This window comes from Hymenobacter chitinivorans DSM 11115 (genome assembly GCF_002797555.1).
Taxonomy (GTDB): domain Bacteria; phylum Bacteroidota; class Bacteroidia; order Cytophagales; family Hymenobacteraceae; genus Hymenobacter; species Hymenobacter chitinivorans.
On sequence record NZ_PGFA01000005.1, the window covers coordinates 281,788 to 305,628 of the forward strand.

At 63.9% G+C, this 23,841-nt stretch carries 21 protein-coding genes; 8 read left to right on the forward strand and 13 right to left on the reverse strand.

Annotation, left to right across the window (positions count from 1 at the left end; all coding sequences use genetic code 11):
* Nucleotides 1-294 precede the first annotated feature (294 nt).
* Nucleotides 295-729 carry a Fur family transcriptional regulator gene (locus tag CLV45_RS23835; RefSeq protein WP_157807763.1) on the reverse strand — a complete coding sequence of 145 codons (435 nt, stop codon included), beginning with the start codon at nucleotides 727-729 and terminating at the stop codon, nucleotides 295-297.
* 216 nt (nucleotides 730-945) lie between these two features.
* Here CLV45_RS23835 and CLV45_RS23840 point away from each other — a divergent pair, with 216 nt between their 5' ends.
* Entirely contained in the window at nucleotides 946-2,118 is a 1,173-nt protein-coding gene (locus tag CLV45_RS23840; protein WP_100339006.1) for an acyltransferase family protein, read from the forward strand.
* Between the two features lie 16 nt (nucleotides 2,119-2,134).
* On the opposite strand, the gene CLV45_RS23845 is transcribed toward CLV45_RS23840, so the two are convergent.
* From CLV45_RS23845 to msrB, 7 genes are all read right to left on the reverse strand, one after another.
* Nucleotides 2,135-2,827, reverse strand: coding sequence for a 2'-5' RNA ligase family protein (locus CLV45_RS23845; protein ID WP_100339007.1), 693 nt, complete (start codon nucleotides 2,825-2,827; stop codon nucleotides 2,135-2,137).
* 114 nt (nucleotides 2,828-2,941) lie between these two features.
* Nucleotides 2,942-3,607, reverse strand: coding sequence for a peptide-methionine (S)-S-oxide reductase MsrA (gene msrA / locus CLV45_RS23850; protein ID WP_100339008.1), 666 nt, complete (start codon nucleotides 3,605-3,607; stop codon nucleotides 2,942-2,944).
* Nucleotides 3,608-3,710: 103 nt separating this feature from the next.
* Nucleotides 3,711-3,977 (reverse strand): anti-sigma factor family protein, encoded by a 267-nt coding sequence (locus CLV45_RS25250; protein ID WP_100339009.1) that lies wholly within the window; start codon nucleotides 3,975-3,977, stop codon nucleotides 3,711-3,713.
* A gap of 6 nt (nucleotides 3,978-3,983) precedes the next feature.
* On the reverse strand, nucleotides 3,984-4,601 hold the full coding sequence (locus CLV45_RS23860; RefSeq protein ID WP_157807764.1) for a sigma-70 family RNA polymerase sigma factor: 618 nt from the start codon (nucleotides 4,599-4,601) through the stop codon (nucleotides 3,984-3,986).
* A 357-nt stretch (nucleotides 4,602-4,958) separates the two neighbouring features.
* Nucleotides 4,959-5,777, reverse strand: a complete 819-nt coding sequence (locus tag CLV45_RS23865; RefSeq protein WP_100339011.1) for a molybdopterin-dependent oxidoreductase — start codon at nucleotides 5,775-5,777, stop codon at nucleotides 4,959-4,961.
* A gap of 3 nt (nucleotides 5,778-5,780) precedes the next feature.
* Nucleotides 5,781-6,494 (reverse strand): cytochrome b/b6 domain-containing protein, encoded by a 714-nt coding sequence (locus CLV45_RS23870; RefSeq protein ID WP_100339012.1) that lies wholly within the window; start codon nucleotides 6,492-6,494, stop codon nucleotides 5,781-5,783.
* Nucleotides 6,495-6,567: 73 nt separating this feature from the next.
* Entirely contained in the window at nucleotides 6,568-7,107 is a 540-nt protein-coding gene (gene msrB / locus CLV45_RS23875; RefSeq protein ID WP_100339013.1) for a peptide-methionine (R)-S-oxide reductase MsrB, read from the reverse strand.
* A gap of 178 nt (nucleotides 7,108-7,285) precedes the next feature.
* Between msrB and CLV45_RS23880 the strand changes: the two genes are divergently transcribed.
* The 3 genes from CLV45_RS23880 to CLV45_RS23890 all read left to right on the forward strand — a co-directional run bounded on the left by CLV45_RS23880 (nucleotide 7,286) and on the right by CLV45_RS23890 (nucleotide 9,522).
* Nucleotides 7,286-8,050, forward strand: coding sequence for a DUF1223 domain-containing protein (locus CLV45_RS23880; protein WP_100339014.1), 765 nt, complete (start codon nucleotides 7,286-7,288; stop codon nucleotides 8,048-8,050).
* 127 nt (nucleotides 8,051-8,177) lie between these two features.
* Entirely contained in the window at nucleotides 8,178-8,741 is a 564-nt protein-coding gene (locus CLV45_RS23885; RefSeq protein ID WP_100339015.1) for a hypothetical protein, read from the forward strand.
* Nucleotides 8,742-9,030: 289 nt separating this feature from the next.
* On the forward strand, nucleotides 9,031-9,522 hold the full coding sequence (locus CLV45_RS23890) for a DUF2059 domain-containing protein (protein ID WP_100339016.1): 492 nt from the start codon (nucleotides 9,031-9,033) through the stop codon (nucleotides 9,520-9,522).
* Between the two features lie 136 nt (nucleotides 9,523-9,658).
* On the opposite strand, the gene CLV45_RS23895 is transcribed toward CLV45_RS23890, so the two are convergent.
* Together CLV45_RS23895 and CLV45_RS23900 are read right to left on the reverse strand one after the other, a co-directional pair.
* Nucleotides 9,659-11,293 carry a 3-(methylthio)propionyl-CoA ligase gene (locus CLV45_RS23895; RefSeq protein ID WP_211289990.1) on the reverse strand — a complete coding sequence of 545 codons (1,635 nt, stop codon included), beginning with the start codon at nucleotides 11,291-11,293 and terminating at the stop codon, nucleotides 9,659-9,661.
* Between the two features lie 346 nt (nucleotides 11,294-11,639).
* Nucleotides 11,640-14,939, reverse strand: a complete 3,300-nt coding sequence (locus CLV45_RS23900; RefSeq protein WP_245882981.1) for a glycoside hydrolase family 3 N-terminal domain-containing protein — start codon at nucleotides 14,937-14,939, stop codon at nucleotides 11,640-11,642.
* 617 nt (nucleotides 14,940-15,556) lie between these two features.
* On the opposite strand from CLV45_RS23900, the gene CLV45_RS23905 reads away from it, so the two are divergent.
* Nucleotides 15,557-17,281: a cellulase family glycosylhydrolase gene (locus CLV45_RS23905; RefSeq protein ID WP_100339018.1), complete on the forward strand. Its 1,725-nt coding sequence runs from the start codon at nucleotides 15,557-15,559 to the stop codon at nucleotides 17,279-17,281.
* A 99-nt stretch (nucleotides 17,282-17,380) separates the two neighbouring features.
* Here the strand turns inward: CLV45_RS23905 and CLV45_RS23910 are convergent, their stop codons facing one another.
* Nucleotides 17,381-17,914 carry a GNAT family N-acetyltransferase gene (locus tag CLV45_RS23910; protein WP_100339019.1) on the reverse strand — a complete coding sequence of 178 codons (534 nt, stop codon included), beginning with the start codon at nucleotides 17,912-17,914 and terminating at the stop codon, nucleotides 17,381-17,383.
* Nucleotides 17,915-18,013: 99 nt separating this feature from the next.
* On the opposite strand from CLV45_RS23910, the gene CLV45_RS23915 reads away from it, so the two are divergent.
* Nucleotides 18,014-18,610 (forward strand): Crp/Fnr family transcriptional regulator, encoded by a 597-nt coding sequence (locus tag CLV45_RS23915; protein ID WP_100339020.1) that lies wholly within the window; start codon nucleotides 18,014-18,016, stop codon nucleotides 18,608-18,610.
* A gap of 143 nt (nucleotides 18,611-18,753) precedes the next feature.
* Here the strand turns inward: CLV45_RS23915 and CLV45_RS23920 are convergent, their stop codons facing one another.
* Nucleotides 18,754-19,764 (reverse strand): alkaline phosphatase D family protein, encoded by a 1,011-nt coding sequence (locus CLV45_RS23920; protein WP_100339021.1) that lies wholly within the window; start codon nucleotides 19,762-19,764, stop codon nucleotides 18,754-18,756.
* 208 nt (nucleotides 19,765-19,972) lie between these two features.
* On the opposite strand from CLV45_RS23920, the gene CLV45_RS23925 reads away from it, so the two are divergent.
* Nucleotides 19,973-21,277 (forward strand): carboxypeptidase-like regulatory domain-containing protein, encoded by a 1,305-nt coding sequence (locus tag CLV45_RS23925; RefSeq protein WP_100339022.1) that lies wholly within the window; start codon nucleotides 19,973-19,975, stop codon nucleotides 21,275-21,277.
* A gap of 86 nt (nucleotides 21,278-21,363) precedes the next feature.
* Here the strand turns inward: CLV45_RS23925 and CLV45_RS23930 are convergent, their stop codons facing one another.
* A complete protein-coding gene (locus CLV45_RS23930) occupies nucleotides 21,364-22,083 on the reverse strand; it encodes a 3-ketoacyl-ACP reductase (RefSeq protein WP_100339023.1) in 720 nt (239 codons plus the stop codon).
* 428 nt (nucleotides 22,084-22,511) lie between these two features.
* On the opposite strand from CLV45_RS23930, the gene CLV45_RS23935 reads away from it, so the two are divergent.
* Entirely contained in the window at nucleotides 22,512-23,825 is a 1,314-nt protein-coding gene (locus tag CLV45_RS23935; protein WP_157807765.1) for a hypothetical protein, read from the forward strand.
* The last annotated feature ends 16 nt before the right edge of the window (nucleotides 23,826-23,841 follow it).

Below are 23,841 nucleotides of genomic sequence, written 5' to 3' on the forward strand. Positions count from 1 at the left end.
CGGATTACCGGGCGGGCCTTTTGCGTGGACTTTATTGACCGTCATGGCAAGCCTAGCGAGACGTCTCACGAGCTGAGGTTGCCAAAGTATAGGTCATGCTTGATCTGTCGTCTGCGCAGTTGAAGCATTTCTACTGCCAAAGTAAAATTGATTACTCCCGCGGGAAAGGTACTTCGACAAGCTTAGCATGACGGGCTGGTGTCTTATTCTAATTTCCAGCAGCGGCGCGCAAGATTCCTCGCCAAGCTCGGAATGACGTGCTTACTGGACTCACCATCTCACCATCTCACCATCTCACAACTTCACCGCATGGCACTGCTCGCACACGCCCGACATGAGGTAGTCGCGGTGGGTGGCCTGGAAGCCGCCGGGCAGCTGCACGGCCGGAATGGCGACTTGCTGCAGGCAGTAGGTGTGCTGGCAGACGGAACACTTGAAGTGGACATGGTCGTCGGCGTGGGCTTGCTCGGTGCAGGTGGCCGAGCAGGCGGCAAAGCGGATAACGTCGGAGCTGTCGAGCACCCGGTGAATAACACCCTTCTGCTCGAAGGTGCGCAGGGTGCGGTAGAGCGTAATCCGGTCGGTATCTTCCTCCAGACTTTGCTCAATATCGTTGCTGGAGAGGGCAAACGCCTTGCTGAAGAGCACGCTGAGCACAGCGCGGCGCATGGGCGTCTGGCGCAGGCCGTGGCGGGCAAGAGTCAGGGAAATATGGTCGGGAGTTGCCATGAGGAAGCCAAAAGTACGAGGTTGGTGCCGAAGCGCGGCTAGGCGGCCTCCGCGGCTGGTGCAGCAGTAACAACGCAACGGCCGAAAAGTGCGCCGCGCTGCCGCTCCGCCGAATTTTGCCATCTTTAGCAGTGCTGGTTCTGCTGCGAATTGGCGGCGCGCCGGCGGTTTGCTGAAGCGTTTACCGGCCCGGCCGCGGCCTTAATTTTCTGTCTCATGCCTAGTCTGCCCACTGCCGCTGCTGTTTCTACCGCTGCTCCCGCCGCGTCGCCCGAGCGGCCCGGCCGCCTGATGTCGCTCGACGTGTTCCGGGGCCTGACCGTCATGGCCATGCTGCTGGTGAATAATCCCGGCGACTGGGGCCACATCTACGCCCCGCTGGCCCACGCCGAGTGGCACGGCTGCACCCTGGCCGACCTGATTTTCCCTTTTTTCCTCTTTATCGTGGGCGTGTCCATCGTGTATGCCCTGGACTCGGCCCGGCGGGCAGGGCCCCGGGGGCCACTGCTGCGCCGCATCGGGCGGCGGGCGGTGGTGCTGTTTGGGTTGGGGCTGTTTGCCTCCCTGTTCCTGGATTGGGACCTGGGCACGGTCCGGATTCCGGGCGTGCTGGCCCGCATTGCGCTGGTATTTCTGGTCTGCGGTGCGCTGTTCGTGCAAACCACCTGGCGGCAGCAGGCCTGGACGCTGGCCGCTCTGCTGGTGGGCTACAACGTGCTGCTGCAGCTGGTGCCCGTGCCCGGCCTTGGGGCGGCCAACCTCGGCCCCGAAACCAACCTGGGCGCCTGGCTCGACCGGCTGGTGCTGGGTGAGGCCCACCTCTGGAAAGAAAGCAAGACCTGGGACCCGGAAGGCCTGCTCAGCACGTTGCCCGCCGTGGGCACCGGCATTCTGGGCCTGCTGGCCGGGCAGCTGCTGCGCCTCAAAACCCTGGCGCCGGCCCCGAAAGTCGCCTGGCTGTTTGTGGCCGGGGGCGCGGCCCTGGTGCTGGGAATAGTGTGGAGTACCTGGCTGCCGCTGAACAAGGCTCTATGGACCAGCTCCTTCGTGCTGTATACCGGCGGCATTGCGGCCATGACCTTAGCGGCCTTTTACTGGCTGATCGACGTGCAGGGCTACCGGCGTGGCCTCACGCCCTTCGTCGTTTTTGGGGTGAATGCCATTACTGCCTTTTTTCTTTCCAGCCTGCTGGCCCGGGCCCTCAACCGGTGGCAGGTGGCGGGCCCCGACGGCGCCGTGGGCCTGAAAGACTGGCTGTACCACACCCTGTTCACGCCCTTCATTGCCAATCCTTACCTGGCCTCCCTGGCCGGCGGCCTGGTCTGCGTGCTGATCTGGTTTGGGGTGCTCTGGCTGATGTACCGACGGGGCATTATCATCAAGGTCTGAGCCGGCGGAAAGCGCGCTAGTCGCCAGATAAGGCGTATTCGGCCAGCCGAATGGTATTGGCCGCCCGCTGGTACCAGTCGTTGTAGACCAGCTCCACGGTATGTACCTCAAAGCTGCCGATGACGTGCTCCTGGTAGTGCTCCACCAGCCGGGCCAGGGCCGCGGGATGCTGCAGCGGCGCCCGAAACCGGATGAGGGTGGAGTGCGCCGTCTGGATGCTGTAGCGCTGGTCGATGGACTGGGGCAGGGCCGAGTGCCGGAAGTGCTGCCGCACATTGTGGCGCAGTTCCTCCAGGCCCGGCCCCCGCGGAAAGCCCCGCACGATAATTCCACCGGGCGTGGCGGCCAGGCCCCGGTACTCCACCCGAAACGGCCCGACCCCGGCCACCACTGCCTGCCCTGCCGCCTGGTAGGCCGCCGGGTCCACCTGGTCGAGCGTAAAGCCGGGGTAGCAGGAGATAATCGAGAGAATGGTCAGGTGGATGTCGGTGGCGGGATAGTAGTACTGCGCGGGTTCCAGCCGCTCGAAATCGGCCAGCAGCCCAGTCAGGGCCGCCAGAATCGGGGCCGGCGGGCGGGTCAGCAGCGTCAGGCCGCGGCGCTGGTCCTGCTCGGGCGCCTGCAGCAGCGGGTCGGGCACTACCGCGCCCCGGGCCAGCAAGGGTAGGGCAGCCTGGTGCATTTCGTCGTAGTAGGCGGGTAAATCCATGCGGCGGCCGGGGTTGGTTTAACCGCAAAGTAAACGCCAAAGCCCCCGGCTGAAAACTCAACCGGGGGCTTTTCGAACGGGTAGGTCGTGCTGCCTCAGCAGGTGGCCCGGGAGTTACAGGGGCAGCTTTTCGGTTTTGAGCAGCTGGGGAAACATGTGGCGGAAGTGCTCTACCTTGGGCCGCGACACATGGTCGATGTAGCCCTGGGTGGGGTGGAGGCGGTAGTAGCCCTGGTGGTATTTCTCGGCCGGCCAGAAGTCCGTCAAAGCCGTGACCTGAGTTACGATGGGGTCCTGGTAGCGCCGGTCGGCCGTGGCCCGCTGGATGGCTCCTTCAATGAGCTGCTTTTCCTGGGGCGTGCGGTAAAAGGCCACCGAGCGGTATTCCGTACCCGCGTCGGGACCCTGGCGGTTGAGGGTCGTCGGGTTGTGAGCCCCCAGCAAAAACACGTCGAGCAGCTGGGCGTAGGTCACCACTTTGGGGTCGTAGTACACCTGCACCGACTCGGCGTGGCCGGTCAGGCCGCTGCCTACTTGCTCGTAGGTGGGGTTCTTGGTGGTGCCACCGGCGTAGCCCGACACGACTTCGCGCACCCCGCGCACTTCCTCGAAGATTTCCTCGTGGCTCCAGAAGCAGCCGCCGGCAAAGGTGGCTACGGCCAGGCCACTCAGGTCTTTGGGCGCGGCCCCGGCTGTGGAGCGGGTGGGGGCCTGGGCCAGCGTGGTAAAAGCCAGGACCGCGGTAAGCAGGGCCGAGAGGCCGGATTTAAGCAGGTTCATAGGGCAAGTCGGGTTAGCAGGAAAAGCCGGCCGTGGTTCAAAGGCCGGTTCGGGCAGGCAGACGCCGCCGCGGGTCTATCCTTACAGCCGGGCGCCAAAAAAATCAGCGGGGGCCGTCCAGGCCGGCCTCGCGCAGGCGCTCCTGCAGGCGCTGCCGGGCTTCGGCCGACAAACCCGGCAGCTCAGGACGCGCAACGGCCGCGGCGCGGGCCAGCTCGGCCAGCAGCACGGTCTGGCGGGCGTAGCGGCTGCAGTAGGGGCAGTAGCGCAGGTGCAGCCACAGGCTGCGCCGGTCCACGGGCGGCAGGGCCTGGTCGGCGCGCTGTTCGAGCAGCAGGGTGGCCTGGTGGCAGGAGATGATTCGCAGCATAAGCAGTTAGGCGGAAGCAGCCCGTCCCAGGCCGTTTTTTTCGAGGCAGCGCCGCAGTTGCAGCTTGGCCCGGTGCACGATAACCCAGTAGTTGGCCGCACTCAGCCCGAGCTCCTGACAGATTTCCTCGGCGGAAAGTTCTTCGATAAAGCGCAGGGCAAAGACGGCCTCGTGCTGGGGCGGCAGCTTCTGCTGGCACAGGCGCAGCACCTGCTGGAGCTCCTGCTGCTCCAGCGGCCCGTCGGCGCGGTCGGCCCAGCTGCTGGGGTGCTGCTCGCGCCGCCAGTGCCCGTTGTTAGCTTCGAAAAAGACGGCCTCATCGGGACCAGCGGGAGCCAGAGCGTCCAGGCTGACTTCGGCCCGGCGGGACCGGCGGCGGTAGTAGTCGATGAGCTTGCGCTTGAGAATCACGAACAGCCAGGTGCGCTCCGAGGCCTCGGCCCGAAACGCGGCCAGCCCGTCCAGGGCGCTGAGCAAAGTGTCCTGCACCAGCTCCTCGGCGCTGCCGGCGTCGGGCACGCGGGCCAGGGCGTAGCGGTACAGCTCGTCGCCGTAGCGGGTCAGCCAGAGCTGGGGTTCGGGAGGCGCCGGGGCGGCAGCAGGCGGGCGGGACGGCAAAGACACGGCGGGCAGCAGGTAAAACAAAAGGCAAGCAGGCGGCCCTGCTCCGGATAACCTAACGCAAAACCACCCGGCTACGGTTTAGTTGGTAGTTGATTGTTGATTGTTGATAGTTGATTGTTGTTTGTTTCGTCTGTCATCACAAGCCTGCGAAGGACCTGCCTCCCCTAAGTGACAAAGGTCGTTCAATGTAAAAAAGCCCTGCCCATACGCCGGCAAAGCGCTTTCTACATTGGCACGAGCTACTGTGGGGTAGGTGCGGGAGGTCCTTCGCAGGCTTGTGATGACAGACGAAACAAACAACAATCAACTATCAACAATCAGCAATCAGCAATCAGCAAACAACAATCAACCAACCCCCTACAGACTCGAATGCCAGTCGTAGCCCCGCTCGGCCCAGTAGTCGGCGGGGCGCTGGTCGGTGAAGGTGAGGGTGCCGATGCGCTTGAGCTGCTTGATGCCGTACTTGAGCGGGGTAACCAGCCGCAGGGGGGCGCCGTGGTCCAGCGTCAGGGGCTGCCCGTTCATCTCGTAGCACAGCAAGGTCTGGGGGTGCAGGGCGCTGGCCAGGTCCAGGCCCACGTAGTACTTCCCGTCGGGGGTGGCCAGGCTGGCGTAGCGGGCCTGGTCGGCGGGCTGCCCGGTGCCAGCGGCCGGGTTGGGGTCAGTAGCCAGGGGGTAGCGGGCCAGCAGGTCGGCGAGCCGGGCCCCGGCCCAGGTCACTACGGTGCTCCAGCCCTCGATGCACTTAAGCTCGGTGGTCATTTCCGTCCGGGGCAGGGCCCGGATGTCGGCCAGGGTAAACTCCTGGCGGCGGGGCGCCGTGGCGCCGGGAGCGTAGCCCTGCACCCGCAGCCGCCAGGCGGCCAGGTCCAGCTCGTCCTTCAACCCCACGTGCCCATTCACGCGCGGCATCCGGGCCCGGCTCTTGGCAAACACCGGGGCCAGCTGGGCATTGCTCAGGTACTCGCCGGCCAGCTGCCCGTTGGCTTCCAGTACCTTGCGCAAAGGCCGGGGTACGCCCTGCTCGGCGGGCCGGGTTACGAGCCAGCCCCAGCCGCCCAGTCCGGCCAGGCCGGCCAGACCCAGGGTGATAAACGAGCGGCGGGAGCGGCGGGCGGCTTCCTGTTGGGCCTCGGCGTCGGTCAGCAGCCGGCCGGGTTGGGGTTGGTCAGTCATGGCTTAGGCAAGGGGAGCAGTAGGAGAAGAAACCGGCGCCGCGGGAGCCGTGGGCCCGGCCTCGGGCACGTCCACCACCTCGAAGCCGGCTACCATGGCCCGGAAGTTATTCCAGCCGGCCCGCACCACCTGGGCAATGTGGACCAGAAAGAACAGCACGTAGCCGATGGTCAAAGCGAAGTGCTCCAGCCGGGCCCACTCGTAGCCGCCGAGCAGCGCCGTCAGCCCGGCCAGCTGGGTGGGCTTGTAGATGGCCAGCCCGGTGAGCAGGGAGCCGGCCCCCATCAGGATAACGGCCGTGTAGGCTATCTGCTGGGCCCCGTTGAACTTACGCGCCGGCAGGGGCGCCTTGCGCACCCCCAGGTCGTGGAGCAGCACCTGCCAGGCCTCGGCGAAGGAGTGACGGGTGGGCAGCAGGTAGCGCCACTCCCCCGATATGAGCGTGTAGGCCACGTAAGCCAGCCCGTTCAGGGCAAACACCCACATCAGCACGAAGTGCCAGCTCATGCCCTGGGCCAGCTTGTGGTCCATGTGGAAGGCCTGGTAAAACGAGGTGGGGAAGAACTTGAGCACCGTCGTGCGGCCCCAGCCGAGGCGGTACACGTCGTTGGCCCAGTAGATCCACAGCCCGCTCCAGATCATCAGGGCCAGAACCGGGAAGTTGAGCCAGTGAAACCAGCGGATGGCCAGCGGGTGCTTTGCGACGAGGCGTTTCATGGCAGCGGGGAGTAGGGGGAAAGACAAGGACAAAGAAAAGGCCCCGCCACCCGGGGGCAGCGGCGCGCACAGCTTACTTGGCGGCTTCGAAGAGCATGGCATCGGAGTCCATGCAGTAGCGCAGGCCGGTGGGCTTGGGTCCGTCGTTGAAGACGTGGCCCAGGTGGCCCCCGCACTGGGCGCACACAATTTCGTCCCGGCTCATGCCCAGGGTGTTGTCGGCCGTAACCTTCACGCTGCCCTCGGCAGCCGGGGCCCAGAAGCTCGGCCAGCCCGTGCCACTCTCAAACTTGGTTTCCGAGCTGAAGAGCAGGTTGTGGTCGGCGGCGCAGTAGTAGCGGCCCTTCGCGTGGTTGTTGAAGTACTTGTTGCGGAAGGCCGGCTCGGTGCCCTGCTGGCGCAGAATAAAGTACTGGGCCGGGGTGAGCTGCTTGCGCCACTCGGCGTCGGTCTTGCGCACCGGAAACTCACCAGGCTGGCCCGTTACCGGCCGGGGCTTGGGGTAGGTATCGGCCACGGCTTTGTCGGCCGCGGAGAGGCGGGTGGTGCCGGGGCGCAGCACGGTGAAGGCCAAGAGGGCCGCGGCCACGAGCAAAAACAACAGAGTGCGCATAGAATGGTAAATTACAGGTAGTCAGGCTCGTTTGGGCCCTGCAACCGGATAGACGCCCGGCCCGTCCCTTCCTTACAGCCAACCCCCCAAATAGTTTGCCCGCCGGCCGTAAGGTTCCGGTCCGGTCCGCGTCAGCCCCGGCACCAGTCTATCCAGCCACCCTCTAGCTTCCCTGCCCATGCGCCTTCTCGTCCTTGCCGCCGCCCTGCTGCCCGCCGCCCTGCTCAGCGGCTCCCGCTTCCGCCCCGCGCCCGCCGCCCCGGCCCGGGTGCCGGTCGTGGTGGAGCTCTTCACCTCCGAGGGCTGCTCCAGCTGCCCCGCCGCCGACGCCACCCTGCGCCAGCTCGAAGCGGCCCAGTCGGTGCCCGGCGTGGAGGTCATTGCCCTGGGCCAGCACGTCGACTACTGGAACCGCCTGGGCTGGCAGGACCCGTTCTCCTCTCCCCAGTTTACCCAGCGCCAGCGCCAGTACGCGGCCCACTTCAACACCAACAGCTACACGCCCCAGGCCGTGGTTAATGGGCGCTACGAGTTTGTGGGCAGCCGCCAGCAGCAGCTGGCCACCACCGTGGCCGAGGCCGCCAAGGCCCCCCGGGCCACCGTGCAGCTCACCCGCGCCGGCACCGGCCTGCAGGTAAGCGTGGGAAGCCTGCCCGCCGGCACGGCCCCGGCCTCGGTGCTGCTGGCTATTACTGAAACCGGCCTTTCGACCCAGGTGGGCCGGGGCGAAAATGCCGGCAGCCTCTTGCGCCACGCCCCCGTGGTGCGGGAGCTGCGCAGCCTGGGCCCCGTGCGCCCCGACGGCACCTTCCGCGCCACGCCCGCCCTGCCGCTCAACCCCCAGTGGCAGCCCGCCCACCTGCGGGCCGTGGTGCTGGTCCAGGAAAACGACTCCCGCCGCATCATCGGGGCCGCCAGCCTGCCCCTGCAGCCGGGCAGCTGAGCCGCGCCCAGTGGGAGCGGGCTGCTAGTCAGCCCCTAACAGCCCCGAAGCCGGCCCCAATCCGCCCGGCTTTTCCTACCTTAAGGAGTAGTTCGTCTCCACCTTTCCCCTGCTATTCTACTACTCTATGGCTCGTGTAACCGGAAACAGCCTGCTGCGGGGCCTGAGCGGCACTCTCGGCAACATCACCGTCCGCCAGGTCGGCGACCAAACCATCGTCTCCGTGGCCGAAGGGCCCAAAAAGGCGCCCCGCTCCCCAAAGCAGCAGGAGCACCTGGACCGCTTTGCCGCGGCCAAACGCTGGGCCACGGCCCAGGTGCTCGACCCCGCCGGGTACGCCCTCTACGCCACCGGCGTCGACGACCGGCACGGGGCGCCCTACCACGTAGCCGTGGCCGACTACATGCACGCGCCCACCATCACCGCCACCGACCTGAGCGCCTACCACGGCCAGCCCGGCCAGCTTATCCGGGTGCGGGCCACCGACAACTTCGCCGTAGCCGCCGTGGTCATCCGCATCCTGGGCCCCGACCAGCAGCTCTTGGAAACCGGCCCCGCCCAGCCCCAGCCCGATGGGTTGCACTGGCTCTACCCCGCCCAGACCCTCATTCCAACCCTGCCCGGCACCACGGTAGAAGTGCGCGCCACCGACCGGCCCGGCAACGCGGCCCTGGCCCGCTACCCGCTGTAGGCAAAGCTTTCGGTGACTGTCTTAGTCCAGTCCAATTGGGTGCGGCCCGCTAAAAGCCGCCTAGTAGCCACTTTGGATAGAGGCGCTATAGAGGCAGTATAGAAGCAGCTTAGAGGGAGTATAGCGGAAATATTCACTTTCCCTGGACCTACTCCCGGTCTTCCCCGGCGCCAGGGGCCAGGCCGGGCGGCGGAATTGGGGTGCCCGACCTCAACCAGGACCTGAACTGTCGCGGCTCCTAAATGAGCGGGCGGCCCGCCACTTTGCGGCCCCTTGCGTACCAGCAGGTATGAAACAGCTCCTGACCCTGGCCACCCTGCTGACCTGCGCGCTGCCCCTGGCCGCCCAACCGACTACCGCCTCCAAGCCCGTAGTGGCCATATCCGCCAAGCAGCAGCAGGCCGCCGAGGAGCTGCTGCAGGTGATGCACATGGAGGAAAACACGAACAAGAGCATCGACCAGATGGTGACCATGCAGGTGCAGCAGCGCCCCGATATGAAGGCCGTGGAGCCCGAGCTGCGCACGTTCATGACCAAGCACATGAGCTGGGCCACCCTCAAGGACGACATGGTGCAGCTCTACGCCACCGAGTTCACCGAAAAGGACCTGCGCAGCCTCACGGCCTTCTATAAGTCGCCGACGGGGCAGAAGCTGCTCGACAAGCAGCCCGAGCTGCTGCGGGCCACCATGCGCCTGGGCCAGGAGCGCCTCCAGCAGAACATTCCCGAGCTCCAACAGCTCATCGAGAAGAAGATGCAAAGCCAGGATTCGAAGCAGTAGGCCGGGAGCAGGGTTGTGTGTCCTGTCCTCCCGCGCCCGTCATCCTGAACGAAACGAAGGGGAGTGAAGGACCTTCACTCCCCTTCGTTTCGTTCAGGATGACAGATAAAACAACGGGGTAAATAAGTGGCTGCCGCTAGCCGGCCGTGGGAAATTCGTAGCCGCTGAAGTCCTGGCGGAGCTTGGTCTTGAGCAGCTTGCCGGTGGCGGTGTGGGGGAGCTGGTCGACGAACTCCACCGCGTCGGGCTTCCACCAGTGGGCCACCTTGCCCTCGAAGAAGTTGAGCAATTCCTCCTTGCTGACCTCCGTGTCGGGCTTGCGGACGACTACCAGCAGGGGCCTTTCGCTCCACTTGGGGTGGGGCAGGCCAATGACGGCGGCCTCGGCTACGGCGGGGTGAGCCACGGCCAGGTTCTCCAGGTCAATGGAGCTGATCCACTCCCCGCCCGACTTGATGACGTCCTTGGACCGGTCGGTGATGTTCATGAAGCCGTCGGCGTCGATGGTGGCCACGTCGCCGGTGCGGAACCAGCCGTCGGGGGTAAACTGGGTGCGGTTGTCGGACTGGTAGTAGCCGCCGGCCACGAAAGGGCCGCGCACGAGCAGGTCGCCGAAGGCGGTGCCGTCGTGGGGCAGCTCGTGGCCCTCGTCGTCCACAATCTTCATATCAATGCCGAAGATGCTGCGGCCCTGCTTGGTGCTGACGGCAAACTGCTCGTCGGGGCTCAGGCTCAGCTGCCGGCTCTTGGGCGTGTTGACGGTGCCCAGGGGCGAGGTTTCGCTCATGCCCCAGGCGTGGCGAATGGTCACGCCCAACTCCTCGTCGAAGGCCCGCAGCAGGGCCGGCGGGCAGGAGGCCCCGCCCACAATCATCTTGGTGAGGGTGCTAAAGCGGGCCTTTTTCTCCCGCATGAAGGTGAGCAGGCCAAACCAGATGGTGGGCACCCCGGCCGAGAAGGTCACGCCCTCGTTTTCGAAGAGCTCAAATAAGCTGGCCGCGTCGAGGCCGGGGCCGGGCAGCACCAGCTTGCAGCCAATCATGGGCGCCAGGTAGGGAATACCCCAGGCGTTGACGTGGAACATGGGCACCACGGGCAGAATCACGTCCCGGGCCGAGCAGTTGAAGCAGTCGGGCAATGCCGCGGCGTAGCTGTGCAGCACCGTGGAGCGGTGGGAGTAGAGCACGCCCTTGGGCTGGTCGGTGGTGCCGGAGGTGTAGCAGAGCGAGGAGGCGGTATTCTCGTCGAAGGTAGGCCACTCGAACTCGGCGCTGTGGGCGGCCAGCAGGTCTTCGTAGCAGCGCAGGTCGGGCAGCTGGCTCGTTTCGGGCATGTGGGCCCGGTCGGTCAGCAGCACCCAGCCTTCCACCTGCGGGCAGTGCGGGGCCAGCTTCTCCACCAGGGGCAGAAAGGTCAGGTCGAAGAAGATGAACCGGTCGGCGGCGTGGTTGATGATGTAGATGAGCTGCTCGGCAAACAGGCGGGGGTTAATCGTGTGGCACACGGCCCCAATACCCGAAACGCCATAATAGAGCTCGAAGTGGCGGTGGTTGTTCCAGGCCAGCGTCCCGATTCGGTCCCCGGTCTGCACACCCAAATCTGTCAGGGCATTGGCCAGCTGCTTAGCCCGCAGGTGGGCGGCGTGGTAGGTGTAGCGGTGGATGCCGCCCTCGGTCAGGCGCGTCACGATTTCAGTGTCGGCGTGCCACTTGGCGGCGTGCTGCAGGAGCCCGGCGATGCGCAGGGGCTCGTTCATCATTAATCCTTGCATACGGTTTGGGTAGGGGAGGTGAACGGGCTGATGTGCTAATATGGGAATAAGCTGGTCGTTTTACGTGTCCTTGCGAATCAATCCGTCCTCTGCGCAGGTAGTCCTGACCTTTACCCACAAGGCCTTTCTCGTTGGCTGGTGTAGAGACGCAACCTTGCGTCTCAATCGTTGCTGTCGTTGTTGCGATTATCGTTCAACGACGAGACGCAAGGTTGCGTCTCTACACTCCGCCAATACAAAGCCCTTTCCTACACGCAGTAGGAAAGGGCTGTCTGGTAAAAGGACGGGTTGTGCTGCGCAGAGGACGGATTGCTTCGGCTGCGCCTCGCAAGGACACGGGGGCGTTCTACTCCTCCACCGTAGTCTCCACCTGTTCCTTCTGGGCCTTGCGGATACTTTCCAGGGCCACCTGCAGGATATCGGTGCGCACGTTCAGCTCGCCGAGCTTGTTGTTGCGCCGGGTGGGATTTACGCGGTTGGAGAGGAACACGTAGACCAGCTCCTGCTCCGGGTCGACCCAGAAGAAGGTGCCGGTGAAGCCCGAGTGGCCGAAGCTGCTGGCCGAGGCGTCGTGGGCAGTGTTGCCGGCGGGTTTGGCGGCCTGCCGGTCGAAGCCCAGGCCGCGACGGTTGCCCTGGTCGCAGAACTGGCAGCGGGTGTAGTCGGCCAGGATTTCGGGCTTCAGGACTTGCTGGCCGCCGTATTTGCCCTGCCAGGCGTAGGTCTGGGCCAGCTTGGCCACGTCATTGGCATTGCCGAAGAGGCCGGCGTGGCCGGAGAGGCCGCCGAGCAAGGCCGCGCCCTCGTCGTGAACGGTGCCGTGGAGCTGCTGGCGGCGGAAGAGGGAGTCGTACTCGGTGGGGGCAATGCGGCTGCGCGGAAAGCGGCGGGTGGGGTTGAAGCCCAGGGTGGTAGCGCCCAGCGGCCCATACACCTGCTGCTGCAAAAACTGGTCGAAGGGCAGGCCACTGATGCGCTTCACCAGCAGCGGGTAGAGGTAGAACGACAGGTCAGAGTAGACGTAGCCCGGCTTGTCGTTCAGCGCCGACTCGCCAATCTGCCGGGTGAGCTGCTCGGGCAGGTCTTTGCGGCCCCAGAGCTTGGTGGCTACCTGCAGCGGGAAGCGGGCCGAGGAATCGGGGCGGAAGAAGCGGCGGCTAAGCTGAGCGTCGGGAGCGGGCTTCTTACTGGGGTCGGGCTTACTAAAGCCGGCAAACAGGCCCGCCAGGAAGCCCTTGGGCTGGGTATAGCCCTGCCAGAACGGAATCCAGGCCTTGAGCCGGGCCTGGTGGGTTAGCACGTCGCGCAGCTTCAAATCCTGCTTGTTGGTGCCCTTGAGCTCGGGGAAGTAGAAGCCCAGGGTTTGGTCGGGGCTGAATTTGCCCTGCTCCTGGAGTTTGAGCAGGGCCGGAATGGCGGCCGTGGCTTTGGTCAGCGAAGCCAGGTCGTAGATATCGGTATTGCGGACCGCCCGGCTGGGTTTGCCGGCCTGGGCCGGGGCGTCAGAGTAGCTGAAGGTGCCGTAGCTTTTGCGCAGCACCACCGTGCCCTGGCGGGCAATGACCACCTCGCAGCCGGGCATGGCCCGGGCGGCCAGGGCCCGGTTTACGATGGAGTCGACGCGGGCTTCGAGGTTGTTGTTCATGCCCGCGTCTTCGGGGAAGCCGTAGCGCAGACGCAGCCCGCCGGTGGTGGTCAGGCCGTAGCCCTGGCTGTACTTATCGGTGACGGTGACGGGCAGCTGGCCGCTGGCCCCGATACCGCCGAAAATTACCTGGGCGGTTATTTCCTGGGCGTTGCGGCTTTCCTGGTAGGCCAGCAGCACGGCGTCGGCCCGGTCCAGGTCCCGGATTTTGGCCACGGCGTAGGCATTGCCAAATACGCTGACGACGACCCGCTGCTTGGCGCTGGTCAGTTCCCGCAGCAGCAGGTTGGTTTCGGGCGTCACGCCGAAGTTGGTAGCCGGCAGGCGGCCCAGGTTGTTGACGCCCACCAGCAGGGTATTGTAGCGTTGCAGGGTGGTCCGCATCCGGGTCAGCTCATCCAAAGTAGCCGTGGCCGACAGCCAGTAGTGGTCCACGGCGGCGTAGTCACCCACCAGGCGCTGGAAGTCGGTGGTGTCCCGGGTGCCGATGGTGAGCGTGGCCAGGCGCAGGGTATCGAGGCGCTGCAGGGGCAGGAAGTTTTTCTGGTTGCGCAGCACCGTGATGCTCAAACTGGACAGCTTCTGGCTCAGGGCCTGGGCGTGCACCGGGTTGAGGTCCTGGTAGAGGTTGCGCAGCTCGATGGGGCGGTAGTGGTTCAGGCCGGCCCACTGCTTCAGGGCCAGTACTTTGCGGCAGCGGGCATCAATGTCTTCCTGCTTGAGCTGCCCGGCCGTAATGGCGGCCCGCACCATTTTCAGGGCCAGCGGAATGTTCTTCGAAAACTCCAGGATGTCATTGCCGGCCAGCAAGGCGCGCAAGTCGGCCTCGCCGGGCGGGTACTTGCTGATGACGCCCTTCATGTTCATGGCGTCGGTGAATATCACGCCCTGGAAGCCCAGCTGCTGCTTGACCATGCCCGTCACAATGGGCTTGGACAAGGTGCTGGGCATGCCCGTGGAGTCGAGGGCCGGGATGTTGAGGTGGGCAATCATGATGCCGCCCAGGCCGCGCCGCATCAGGTCCCGGAAGGGAAACAGCTCCAGTGTATCGAGGCGGCGCCTATCCACGCGCACCAGGGGCAGTGCCAGGTGGGAGTCGGTGTCGGTGTCGCCGTGGCCGGGGAAGTGCTTGGCCACGGCCAGCACGCCCGCATCCTGCATGCCGCGCATGTAGAGGTAACTCTTCTCAGTCACGTTTTCGCGCTGCTCGCCCCAGCTGCGGAAGCCGATGACGGGGTTGGCCGCGTTGTTGTTCACATCCACTACCGGGGCGAAGTTGACGTGCATGCCCAGGCGCTTAAACTGGGCGGCCACTTCCTGGCCCATGTCGTAGAGGAGCTGATTTTGACGGATGCCGCCCATGCTCATCTGGAACGGAAACTTCACGATGCTGTCCAGGCGCATGCCCGCGCCCCACTCGGCATCCATGGCCACCAGTAGAGGTACTTTGCTCTGGCTCTGGTAGCGGTTCAGCAGCTTGCTCTGCCGCACCGGTCCGCCCTGGAAAAAGATGAGTCCCCCGATGCCGTACTGCTGAATCAGGGCCGAAACCGAGTCTTCGTCGATGCGCTTGCGGTTGGAATAAGCGGCCACCATAAAGAGCTGGGCCACGCGCTGGTCGGGCGTGAGGGTCTTCATCACCGAGTCGACCCAGCGCGAGGAGCTGAGCTGAGCGGCAAAGGGCACCGGCTGGGTGCCGCGGGGCTTGGCGGGGGCAGCTTTGACGGCCGCGGGCTTAAGGCCGGCCGTCGGGGCGGGAGCCGGACTGGCTTTGGCAGCCGTCTGCCGGGCCCGGGCGCGGGCCTTGGCGGCCTGGGCTTCCTGGTAGTCCAGGATTTCCTGGCGCCGCCGGGCCGCCGCGCTTAGTTTGCCGCGCTTGGCCGTCGGATGAGGCTTGTTCTTGGAAGTCGAGGATTTGCGGCGGCCCTGCGCCGTCGTGTCCGGGGAATACAGCAGGGCCAGAAGCAGCCACAGAAGCGGAAAGAAGCGGGAGCAAGTCACAACAGGCGCAGAGCTAGTGAAACGGCGAATTTACGGGAAAGCGCCACTTCCCCCTTGCCCGGTGGCCCCAGCCGCTGGAAGCACTGGTAGGGCAGGGGCCCCAAGCCCGTTGGTGGGCTGGTCAGAAACGACCCCGCTACCAGAAAGCGGGCGGGATGGTTCTTTTTAAATAACTGATAGGAAGTATTTTATTATTGCGTCTATAGACGCAATTTACGTAGCCTTTTTCCGGCCGGGGCCGTACATTGAGGCAGAACAGGATTCTAGGGGGAGAATTGGCTTCTGAAGCTATACTCCCCGCACCTGTAGTGCTGCCCCATCTACTGCCCCCGCGGCATTCCCCTCGCAACGCCCCGTGCCCCGACCCACACCAGTCGGAGCCGCCGTGCTCCTTGCCCTCTGCGCCGGCGGCTGTTCAGCAGCTTCCGGGCCCCGCCCGCTACCTATCGTAACTATTGCCCCCAAACAACCCATTGGGTCTGTCCAGGGGGATTTGCTATGCCCTATCCGCTACGGTCGAAGTCGTCGGCCCCGTCTGGCTTGTAGTGCCGCTTGCCAGAAGCACCACCTATTGCCGCAAGCCGCTTTCTATTCACTCTATTCTTTCAGTACTTCCAATGAAAACCCCGAAAAACATCCTCCCCCGTCCGCGCCACGCGTGGACCAACTACCTGCTGCTGGGCGTGGCTGCCACGCTGGCCCACGGCGCCCTGGCCCAAACCTCAACCCCGGTGCAGCAGTACGGCCTGCTGCAGGTGGCCGGCAATAAGATAGTCGACAAAAACAGCCAACCCGTAAGCTTGGCCGGCAACAGCCTGTTTTGGAGCAACGACGGCTGGGGCGGCGAAAAATATTACACGGCCAACACCGTGAGCTGGCTGCGCAACAACTGGAATGCCAAAGTGGTGCGCGTGGCCATGGGCGTGGAAGACGCGGGCGGCTACATCAGCAACCCGACCGGCAACCGGCAAAAGGTGAAAACGGTGGTGGATGCCGCCCTGGCCCAGGGGCTGTACGTCATCATCGACTGGCACTCCCACCACGCCGAAAGCTACCAGACCCAGGCTATTGCCTTCTTCCAGGACATGGCCCGCACCTACGGCAATACGCCCAACGTCATCTACGAGGTGTATAACGAGCCTCTGCAGGTTTCCTGGACCGGCGTGATTAAGCCTTACGCCGAAGCCGTGGCCGGCGCCATCCGCGCCATTGACCCCGACAATATCATCGTGGTGGGCACCCCGACCTGGTCGCAGGACGTGGACGTGGCCGCCGCCAGCCCGATTACGCGGTACGCTAATATTGCCTACACCCTGCACTTCTACGCCGCCACCCACAAGCAGAGCCTGCGCGACAAGGCCCAGACGGCCCTCAGCCGGGGCGTGCCCCTGTTCGTAACGGAATACGGCGTCACCGAAGCCTCCGGCAACGGCTACATTGATGCCGCCTCCACCCAGGAGTGGATGACGTTTCTGAAGCAGAACGGCATCAGCCACGCCAACTGGGCCTTCAACGACAAGGCCGAGTCGGCCTCGGCCCTGCAGCCCGGCACCAGCCCCGGCGCGGCCTGGTCGGATAGTTTCCTGACCCAGTCGGGCGCTCTGGTGAAGGGCTACATCCAGAACTGGAACGGCACCGTCACGGGCGGAGGCGGCGGCGGCACGGGCGGCGGGGGCACCACTCCGCCGGCTACCACTGGCACGGTGGTGCAGGCCGAAAGCTTCCATGCCATGGCCGGCGTGCAAACCGAAACCACCACCGACACCGGCGGAGGCCTGAACGTGGGCTGGCTGGACCCCGGCGACTGGCTGGCCTATACCGTGGATATTCCGGCGGCCGGTAGCTACCTGATTCAGTACCGCGTAGCCAGCCCCAGCGGCGGAGGGCGCATCAGCCTGGAGCAGAACGCCGGCACCACCCAGCGGGGGACGTTGAGCGTGCCCGCCACCGGCGGCTGGCAAACCTGGACCACTATTTCGCACACCGTGACGCTGCCCGCGGGCCGGCAGGACATTGCCATTGGCATCCCGGCCGGGGGCTTCAACCTGAACTGGTGGAGCTTTAGCCCGGCCCCGGCCAGCCGGCAGGCCGCAACGGCGGCCGAAGCGGCATACCCGAATCCGGCGCAAACAGAGCTGACCGTCGCCGTGCCCGCCGCCGAAGGAGCCGTGCTAATAACCATTCTCGACGGGCAGGGGCACGAAATAAGTCAGCACCGGGTAGCGGGAACCCCGAAAGGCAAGCAGCTGCGGCTGCCCGTGGAGGGCCTCAAGCCGGGCGTATATTTGCTGCGCATCACCCGCAACGGGCAGGTTACCTCCCAGCGGTTCGTGAAAGAGTAGCGCCCTGGTCTTTTCCCGGTTCCAACCGTAGTAAACGCTCCGGCCAACAGGTCGGAGCGTTTTTGCTTTTGGGGCCCGGGGCCGCTGGGGAAGCATTGGCTAGTGGGAATTATTCGTCATGGGCCGCTGCATCAGAATGTCGGTCTGCGCTTCGTCGCCGAGGGTGAAGACGTGCCGGCCGAATTCGACGAAGCCATTTTTTTGGTAGAACCGGATAGCCCGCGGATTTTCCTCCCACACGCCCAGCCACACGTAGCGGGCCCGGGCCTGGTCGGCCAGCCGCAGAGCCTGTTCGTAGAGCAGCTGCCCGACTTTCTGCCCGTGGTAGGCCTGGCGCACGTAAATCCGCTCTATTTCCAGGGCGTCGGCCGCCTGGGGCTCGGTCTGGGCCGCCCCGGTGTTGACTTTCAGGTAGCCGATGACGTCGTTATTGAGCTCGGCGAAGTAAAACTGCGAGTCGGGGTTTTGCAGCTCCGCCGTCAGCTTTTCCGTGGCAAAGCCTTCCTCCAGATACGTGCGCATATTGGCCGCGGAGTTGGTGGCGGCAAAGGTTTCGGAAAAGGTTTGGCGGCCAATCTGCTGCAGCTGGGCCAGGTCCTGCACGGTGGCGGGCCGGATGGTAATCGGGCTCATATTTCTTCTTTCTTTGTAAAAACGGTCATCAATCACGACGCTGCCGTGGCTACTACCAGTGCGCCGGCGCTGCGGGCCCTGCCGCTTCCACTTCCTGCCATGCTGCCCCCAACTCTGGCCGAGATTCTGCAAACTACTTATCCGCTGCCGCCCGCCTCGCTGGCGCAAGTTCTGGCCCTGGCCGAGCCGGTGGAGCTGCCCAAAGGCACCCGCCTGTTTCGGGACGACCAGCTCGCCCAGCACGTGTACGTGTTGCAGCGCGGCCTGGCCCGGGCCTACGCCCGGCGGGCAGAGCGGGAGGTGACGTTCTGGTTTTCGGCCGAAGGGGCGGTGCTGGCCTCCATTCGGGGCTACACCCAGCAGGCCCTGAGCTACGAAACCATCGAATTATTGGAAGACAGCAGCTTGTTTCGCCTGCCCATGGCCGGGCTCCAGCAGCTCTACCACACGGATGTGCACCTGGCCAACTGGGGGCGGGTAATGGTGGAGCGGGTGTGGCTCCAAACCGAGCAGCAGCTCATTGCCCGGCAGTTTCGCACCGCCGCCGAGCGGTACGCCGACCTGCTGCAGCAAAGTCCGCACCTGCTGCAGCGCGTGGCTCTGGGCCACATTGCGTCCTACCTGGGCATTACCCAGGTCACGCTCAGCCGGGTGCGGGCCCAGCTGAAGAAGGCGCCGGCCAGCGCCAGGGGCTAGGTGTTGGGGCTTGAGTAAATACAACCACGGCATGGCAGAAGGGAAACGTGTGCCGGCAAAGGTCGGGCCCGGACCCCGCGTTTCTTTTTACCAATGTTAAAAACGACCGAACCCGGCCAAAGAAGAACCGTGCCGCCGCCAACCTAGTTGACTTCCCACTCCTGGCTAAAGAAGGCCCGACCGTCCTCGCCTTTGAGCAGGGCCGTGGCCAGCAGCTTTTTGCCCTGCTGCCGGAAGCGCAGCAGCCCGTAGTGCTTCTGATTCACGAGCGGACCCACCCGGTACTGGTTGGGCTCTTCCGCATTCTGGGTGGCCGAGTGCGTCAGGCCGCTGGCCGTTACTTCGTAGATGGGCTGGGCGCGGCCGGCCAGGGTTATCTTCGAAACTTCACCGATGTGCCGGTCGCCGCTGAGCAGCACCACGCCTTTGGCCCGGCTGGTTACCAGCAGGCTGAGCAGGCGCTGGCGGGCGGCGGGGAAGTTGGCCCACTTCTCGTAGGGGTGCTGCTGGGGCAAAAATTGGATACCCCCGCCGATGATGTGCACGTCGGCGTCGGAGCCCCGGAGCTGCTGCTCCAGCCACCGCCACTGGGCCGCGCCCAGAATGTCGCCGGTGGTGTTGGGCTGGTAGGTCCGGTCGAAGTTGCGCTCCAGCGGGTCGAGGAAGTAGCGGTTGTCGAGCAGGATGACTTTCACCTTTTTCGAGCCCACGCGGTAAGTATAGGCCGCGTACAGGCCCGGCTGCCGGCGGCGCGCACTGCCCGCGGGTTCCTGCAGAAAGTCGAGGGCCAGCTGCTGGCTTTCCGTTTTGAAAGGATATTCCCGGCCCGCGTCGTTGCGGCCGTAGTCGTGGTCGTCCCAGGTGCCGATGATAGTGGGCACCTGCCGGCGAAACTGCTGGTAGGCGGGCAGGTTGAACTGGGCGTCGTACTTGCGCTTGAGCACCTGCATGTCATTGGTGTCGCCGTAGATATTGTCGCCGAGCCAGAGCCAGACGTCGGGCTTGTCGGCGGCAATGACGGGCCACAGGGGTTGGGGCAGCTCCACCCGGTTGCAGGAGCCAAAGGCCAGCGTGAGTACCTTCGGCTGCTGAGCCTGGACTGGATTGGTAATAAGTAAGGGAAGCCCGCAAAGCAATAACAGCCGGTAGTTCATGGGGCAAAGATGCTGGTTGGGCCGCGCTTCGGCGTGAAGAATATATTAAGCTTAGCTCCGCCGCCAGCCCGGCGGCCAACAACCTTGGAAAACTTTCCCGGTCTATAGCCGAACCGGTCCTACTTTTGCAAGGCCGCATACGCACCCCGCCGGCTTGGTCGTTCAGTAAGCCCGGGGCATTGCTCCCGTCCACTTTTTCGCCGTTTTGATGACTTCTGCTGCTCTCGTTACTTCCGTTGCCGCCCGGTGCCGCCGGTTTCGGCCCTCGTTCTTTCTGGTGCTGCTCGGGCTGCTCCTGACCCAGCTAACCCAGGCCCAGCAGCTGCGGGGCGTCGTGCTCGACAAAGATTCCAACCAGCCCCTGCCGTTTGCCAGCGTATCGGTGCCCGGCACCACGCTGGGCACCACCACCAACACCGAAGGCGAGTTTTCCCTGCGGGTCAACAAGCTGCCCGTGACGCTGCTGATTTCGGAGCTGGGCCACGTGCGCGACACCCTGCGCGTGACCTCCAACGCCGAGCTGCTGCGCGTGTCCCTGGCTTCGGCCACCATCACCCTGCCCGAGGTAAAAGTGGGCAGCTACGCCTTCCGCCTCGTCGACCGGGCTTTCCGCCAGCTGCAGCGCAGTAACCGTCAAAAGTTCTACGGCAAGGCCTTCTACCGGCAAACTACCCGCATTGCCGGGGACCCCACCGAGCTGCAGGAGGTAGTCTGGAACGTGAAATCCACCACGGCCCGCATCGAGGGCACGGCCATTGCCCAGGGGCGCTACGCGGCCAAGCCCAGCATTACCAGCTTCAGCAACTTCTCGCTCTACACCAAGTCCTACGGCCTGTATGACGCCAATGCCGACACCACTAAGTCGCTGGCCCTGCTGAGCCCTAACGTGGTGAAAAATTACCTGTTGGAGCTCAAAGGCATCGTGGCCGGCCCCGACACGACCAAGGGTGGCATTGCCGAAATTGACTTCATAACCCGCCCCGAGCTGACGCGCTACAAGGCCGAAGGCACCATCTGGATTGACGTGGATAGCTACAAAATCGTGCGCTACCGCATGACCACGCCTAACTTCACGGCCACCACGTCCAACCCCGACCAGAAATTCCGCAACACCAAGCTCGACATCGAAATGTCGTTCCAGAACACCGTGGAGGACGTGGCCCCGCTCGAATACATGAAGGTAAACCTGGCCGCCGACCTGACCACGCCCGGCAAGCCCGCCACCCCAATCACCGTGTCGTCGTTCACGTTCTTCTTCGATACCAGCACCACGCCCACCACTGTACCCTACGCCCGCGTCAGCGTCGACGACCGGGATTTGGCCGCCATCAAGAGCATCAAGTACGACCCCGAGTTCTGGGCCAACAACCCGGTGGTGAAGCGCACCCCAGTGGAGGATGAAGTAATTCAGTCCTTCGAGAAAAAAGGTGCTTTCGGTACGATGGTTACCAAAGGCAAGTCGGAAACCAAGCCCGACGTACGCATCGACAAGGACGGCCGGGTAGTGAAATAACCCGTTTGCCATTTACACACAAAAAGCCCCCGGAAGCTACTTCCGGGGGCTTTTTGTGCTTTAAGTTGGGCTGGTTACCAGCCCGGCTACGGGTTGGTGCTCCACATGCCGGCTTCCTTGATAAAGATGCGGCGACTGAGCTTGAGCTGGGCAATGATGAACTCGGCCAGATCTTCGGGCTGCATCACCTTGTCGGGGTTGCCGTCGGTGAGCTTGTTGCTGATGGCCAATTCCGTGGCCACGGTGCTGGGCGTGAGGGCCGACACCCGAATGTTGTGCTTGCGCACCTCCTGCATCAGGGACTCGGTCAGGCCCAGAATGGCAAACTTCGAGGCGCTGTAGGCGCTGGTAGTGGCCGCCCCGCGCTGCCCGGCCGTAGAGGCAATGTTGATAATGTCACCGGTTTCCCGGGCTATCATCTGCGGCAGTACGGCCCGGGTGGTGTAGTAGGTACCCAGCAGGTTCACCTGGATAATCTTTTCCCACTCGGTCGGCTCCATGTCCACGAGCTTGGCAAAGGTGCCGATGCCGGCGTTGTTGATCAGAATGTCGATGCTGCCACCCAGCTGGTCCAGGGCCTGCGCTACGGCGGCTTCCACGGCGGCGCGGTCGGCCACGTCGGCCGTGACTACCATAGCCTGTCCGCCCTGGGCTTCAATTTCGCGGGCCACGGCCTCTAATTGTTGTTGGGTGCGGGCGAGCAGGGCCACGCGCACGCCTTCCTGAGCCAGGGCCAACGCAACGGCGCGGCCAATTCCTTTGCCTGCGCCCGTTACCAGGGCTGTTTTGCCGGTAAGTACTTCCATAGGGGAGAATGTTAATTGGGAGTGTGGCAGTATAACCGGGCCCCGGCATTTGGGTTTGGGCCGGAATTCGGGCGCTACCAAGTGAAAACCCTTGCCCTGGCCTTCCCAATTACCTCATTTAAGCTAGGCCGCGGGCCGCCTTGGGTGCCTGTTCTTTACTTTTTTATCGGAGGTAGCGGTAGCGGAGCGCCACAGTATTGCTGTTGTTTAATATAATAAAAGTTACAAAATATGGCTCTTAAATGATTTTAAAGCATGTTTTATGTTGCTTAAGTTATATTAATTAAATTCTCTTTATACGGTAATAGTTATATAATTATAATAAAATAGTTACCCTTTTGTTTCGGTCTATTTGTATCGCAAAATACGCAATGACGTATGAATAGCAAATTTTAGAGCCACATTTTGGATCTTAAACCCTGACTGCCATGAAATCTCATATACTTTCTTTTGTCCTGTTTTTGGCTCTGAGCGCCGCCTCCTTCGGTCAAGCCTACGCCCAAACTACCTTTACCTCCAAGCCCGGCGGCGGCAAGTGGACGGATGCTTCCACATGGACGGTAACCGGAACCACCACCGGACAAACCGTTCCCACGGACCCGACCATTGCCCGCGGTAAGGAAACCAACGAAGTCATCGTCATCAACTCGGCCGTGGTGCTCAACCAGGATTACGCCGTGACTGGGCCCGACGGCATGCTGACCATTAATGCTGGCGGCTCGCTGGTCCAAGACGTGGCTGGGCGCACGCTGAGCTTCGGCAGCCAGAGCGGCCCCGACAAAATGCGCCTGGTGACCAACGGAGTGCTGAACGTATCGAGCCTGAACTTCTACAAAGCCGACGCCGACATCAACGCCCCGCTGGAAGCCGCCTGCAGCATCACGCTGGCCAACCAGTCGTCGCTCATCATCGACAGCAGCGTTAACATCGACGGCAACCTTATTTTGCTGCAGGGCAATAACAGCGTCGAATCGGGCAACCTCGACGGCGCAGGCCAGGTCTTCATTGATGGCTGCGTGATGACCCAGGGCAACGGCCGCGGCCTGGTGAAAGACTTGTTTGGCAATAACCTGCAGGTCTGCATCAAAGGTCAGGGTTCGGACTGCGGCACGACCGGTATTCAGGGCTTGACTTGCAATGAGTTTGCGCTGGAGGAAGTAGCCCAGAATGCCTGTGCGGCGCCGCTGCCCGTGCAGCTCGTAAGCTTTGCGGCCCGCCCCCAGGAGGGCCGCGTGCTACTCAGCTGGGCTACGGCCTCCGAGCTGCGGTCGGCGGCCTTTACCGTGGAGCGTTCCGCCGATGGCCGCCAGTTTGAGCCGGTAGCTACCGTGGAGGCCGCGGGCAGCTCCAACACGCTGCGCACCTACTCCAGCCTGGATGCTCGTCCGCTGCCGGGCCTGAACTACTACCGCCTCCGCCAAACCGACACCGATGGTACCTGGTCCCTGTCGCGCATTCTGACGGTGAATATGCAAGGGAATGCAGCGGCCCCGGCCGCCCTGGAAGTGTACGGTACTGCGGCTCTGCTCAACGTAGATCTGCAAACGGCCGGCGTGTGCCAGGCCATCCGGGTCCTCGACAACATGGGCCGGGTGCTGCGCACCGAGCAAATGCCCGCTGGCCTGACTGGCAGCATCAACCGGCAGCTAACCCTGGACCGTTCCGTGCCCGGTGGCGTCTACATCGTGCAGGCCCTGACCAGCCAAGGCATGGTCAGCAAGCGGGTAATGCTGACCAACTAAGTTTCGCGGCACTTAG

What these genes read in the sequence shown, in the direction of transcription:
- CLV45_RS23835 (WP_157807763.1), bottom strand. Translation starts at nt 729, where the DNA reads ATGGCAACTCCCGACCATATTTCCCTGACTCTTGCCCGCCACGGCCTG.
- CLV45_RS23840 (WP_100339006.1), top strand. Translation starts at nt 946, where the DNA reads ATGCCTAGTCTGCCCACTGCCGCTGCTGTTTCTACCGCTGCTCCCGCC.
- CLV45_RS23845 (WP_100339007.1), bottom strand. Translation starts at nt 2,827, where the DNA reads ATGGATTTACCCGCCTACTACGACGAAATGCACCAGGCTGCCCTACCC.
- msrA (WP_100339008.1), bottom strand. Translation starts at nt 3,607, where the DNA reads ATGAACCTGCTTAAATCCGGCCTCTCGGCCCTGCTTACCGCGGTCCTG.
- CLV45_RS25250 (WP_100339009.1), bottom strand. Translation starts at nt 3,977, where the DNA reads ATGCTGCGAATCATCTCCTGCCACCAGGCCACCCTGCTGCTCGAACAG.
- CLV45_RS23865 (WP_100339011.1), bottom strand. Translation starts at nt 5,777, where the DNA reads ATGACTGACCAACCCCAACCCGGCCGGCTGCTGACCGACGCCGAGGCC.
- CLV45_RS23870 (WP_100339012.1), bottom strand. Translation starts at nt 6,494, where the DNA reads ATGAAACGCCTCGTCGCAAAGCACCCGCTGGCCATCCGCTGGTTTCAC.
- msrB (WP_100339013.1), bottom strand. Translation starts at nt 7,107, where the DNA reads ATGCGCACTCTGTTGTTTTTGCTCGTGGCCGCGGCCCTCTTGGCCTTC.
- CLV45_RS23880 (WP_100339014.1), top strand. Translation starts at nt 7,286, where the DNA reads ATGCGCCTTCTCGTCCTTGCCGCCGCCCTGCTGCCCGCCGCCCTGCTC.
- CLV45_RS23885 (WP_100339015.1), top strand. Translation starts at nt 8,178, where the DNA reads ATGGCTCGTGTAACCGGAAACAGCCTGCTGCGGGGCCTGAGCGGCACT.
- CLV45_RS23890 (WP_100339016.1), top strand. Translation starts at nt 9,031, where the DNA reads ATGAAACAGCTCCTGACCCTGGCCACCCTGCTGACCTGCGCGCTGCCC.
- CLV45_RS23895 (WP_211289990.1), bottom strand. Translation starts at nt 11,293, where the DNA reads ATGCAAGGATTAATGATGAACGAGCCCCTGCGCATCGCCGGGCTCCTG.
- CLV45_RS23905 (WP_100339018.1), top strand. Translation starts at nt 15,557, where the DNA reads ATGAAAACCCCGAAAAACATCCTCCCCCGTCCGCGCCACGCGTGGACC.
- CLV45_RS23910 (WP_100339019.1), bottom strand. Translation starts at nt 17,914, where the DNA reads ATGAGCCCGATTACCATCCGGCCCGCCACCGTGCAGGACCTGGCCCAG.
- CLV45_RS23915 (WP_100339020.1), top strand. Translation starts at nt 18,014, where the DNA reads ATGCTGCCCCCAACTCTGGCCGAGATTCTGCAAACTACTTATCCGCTG.
- CLV45_RS23920 (WP_100339021.1), bottom strand. Translation starts at nt 19,764, where the DNA reads ATGAACTACCGGCTGTTATTGCTTTGCGGGCTTCCCTTACTTATTACC.
- CLV45_RS23925 (WP_100339022.1), top strand. Translation starts at nt 19,973, where the DNA reads ATGACTTCTGCTGCTCTCGTTACTTCCGTTGCCGCCCGGTGCCGCCGG.
- CLV45_RS23930 (WP_100339023.1), bottom strand. Translation starts at nt 22,083, where the DNA reads ATGGAAGTACTTACCGGCAAAACAGCCCTGGTAACGGGCGCAGGCAAA.
- CLV45_RS23935 (WP_157807765.1), top strand. Translation starts at nt 22,512, where the DNA reads ATGAAATCTCATATACTTTCTTTTGTCCTGTTTTTGGCTCTGAGCGCC.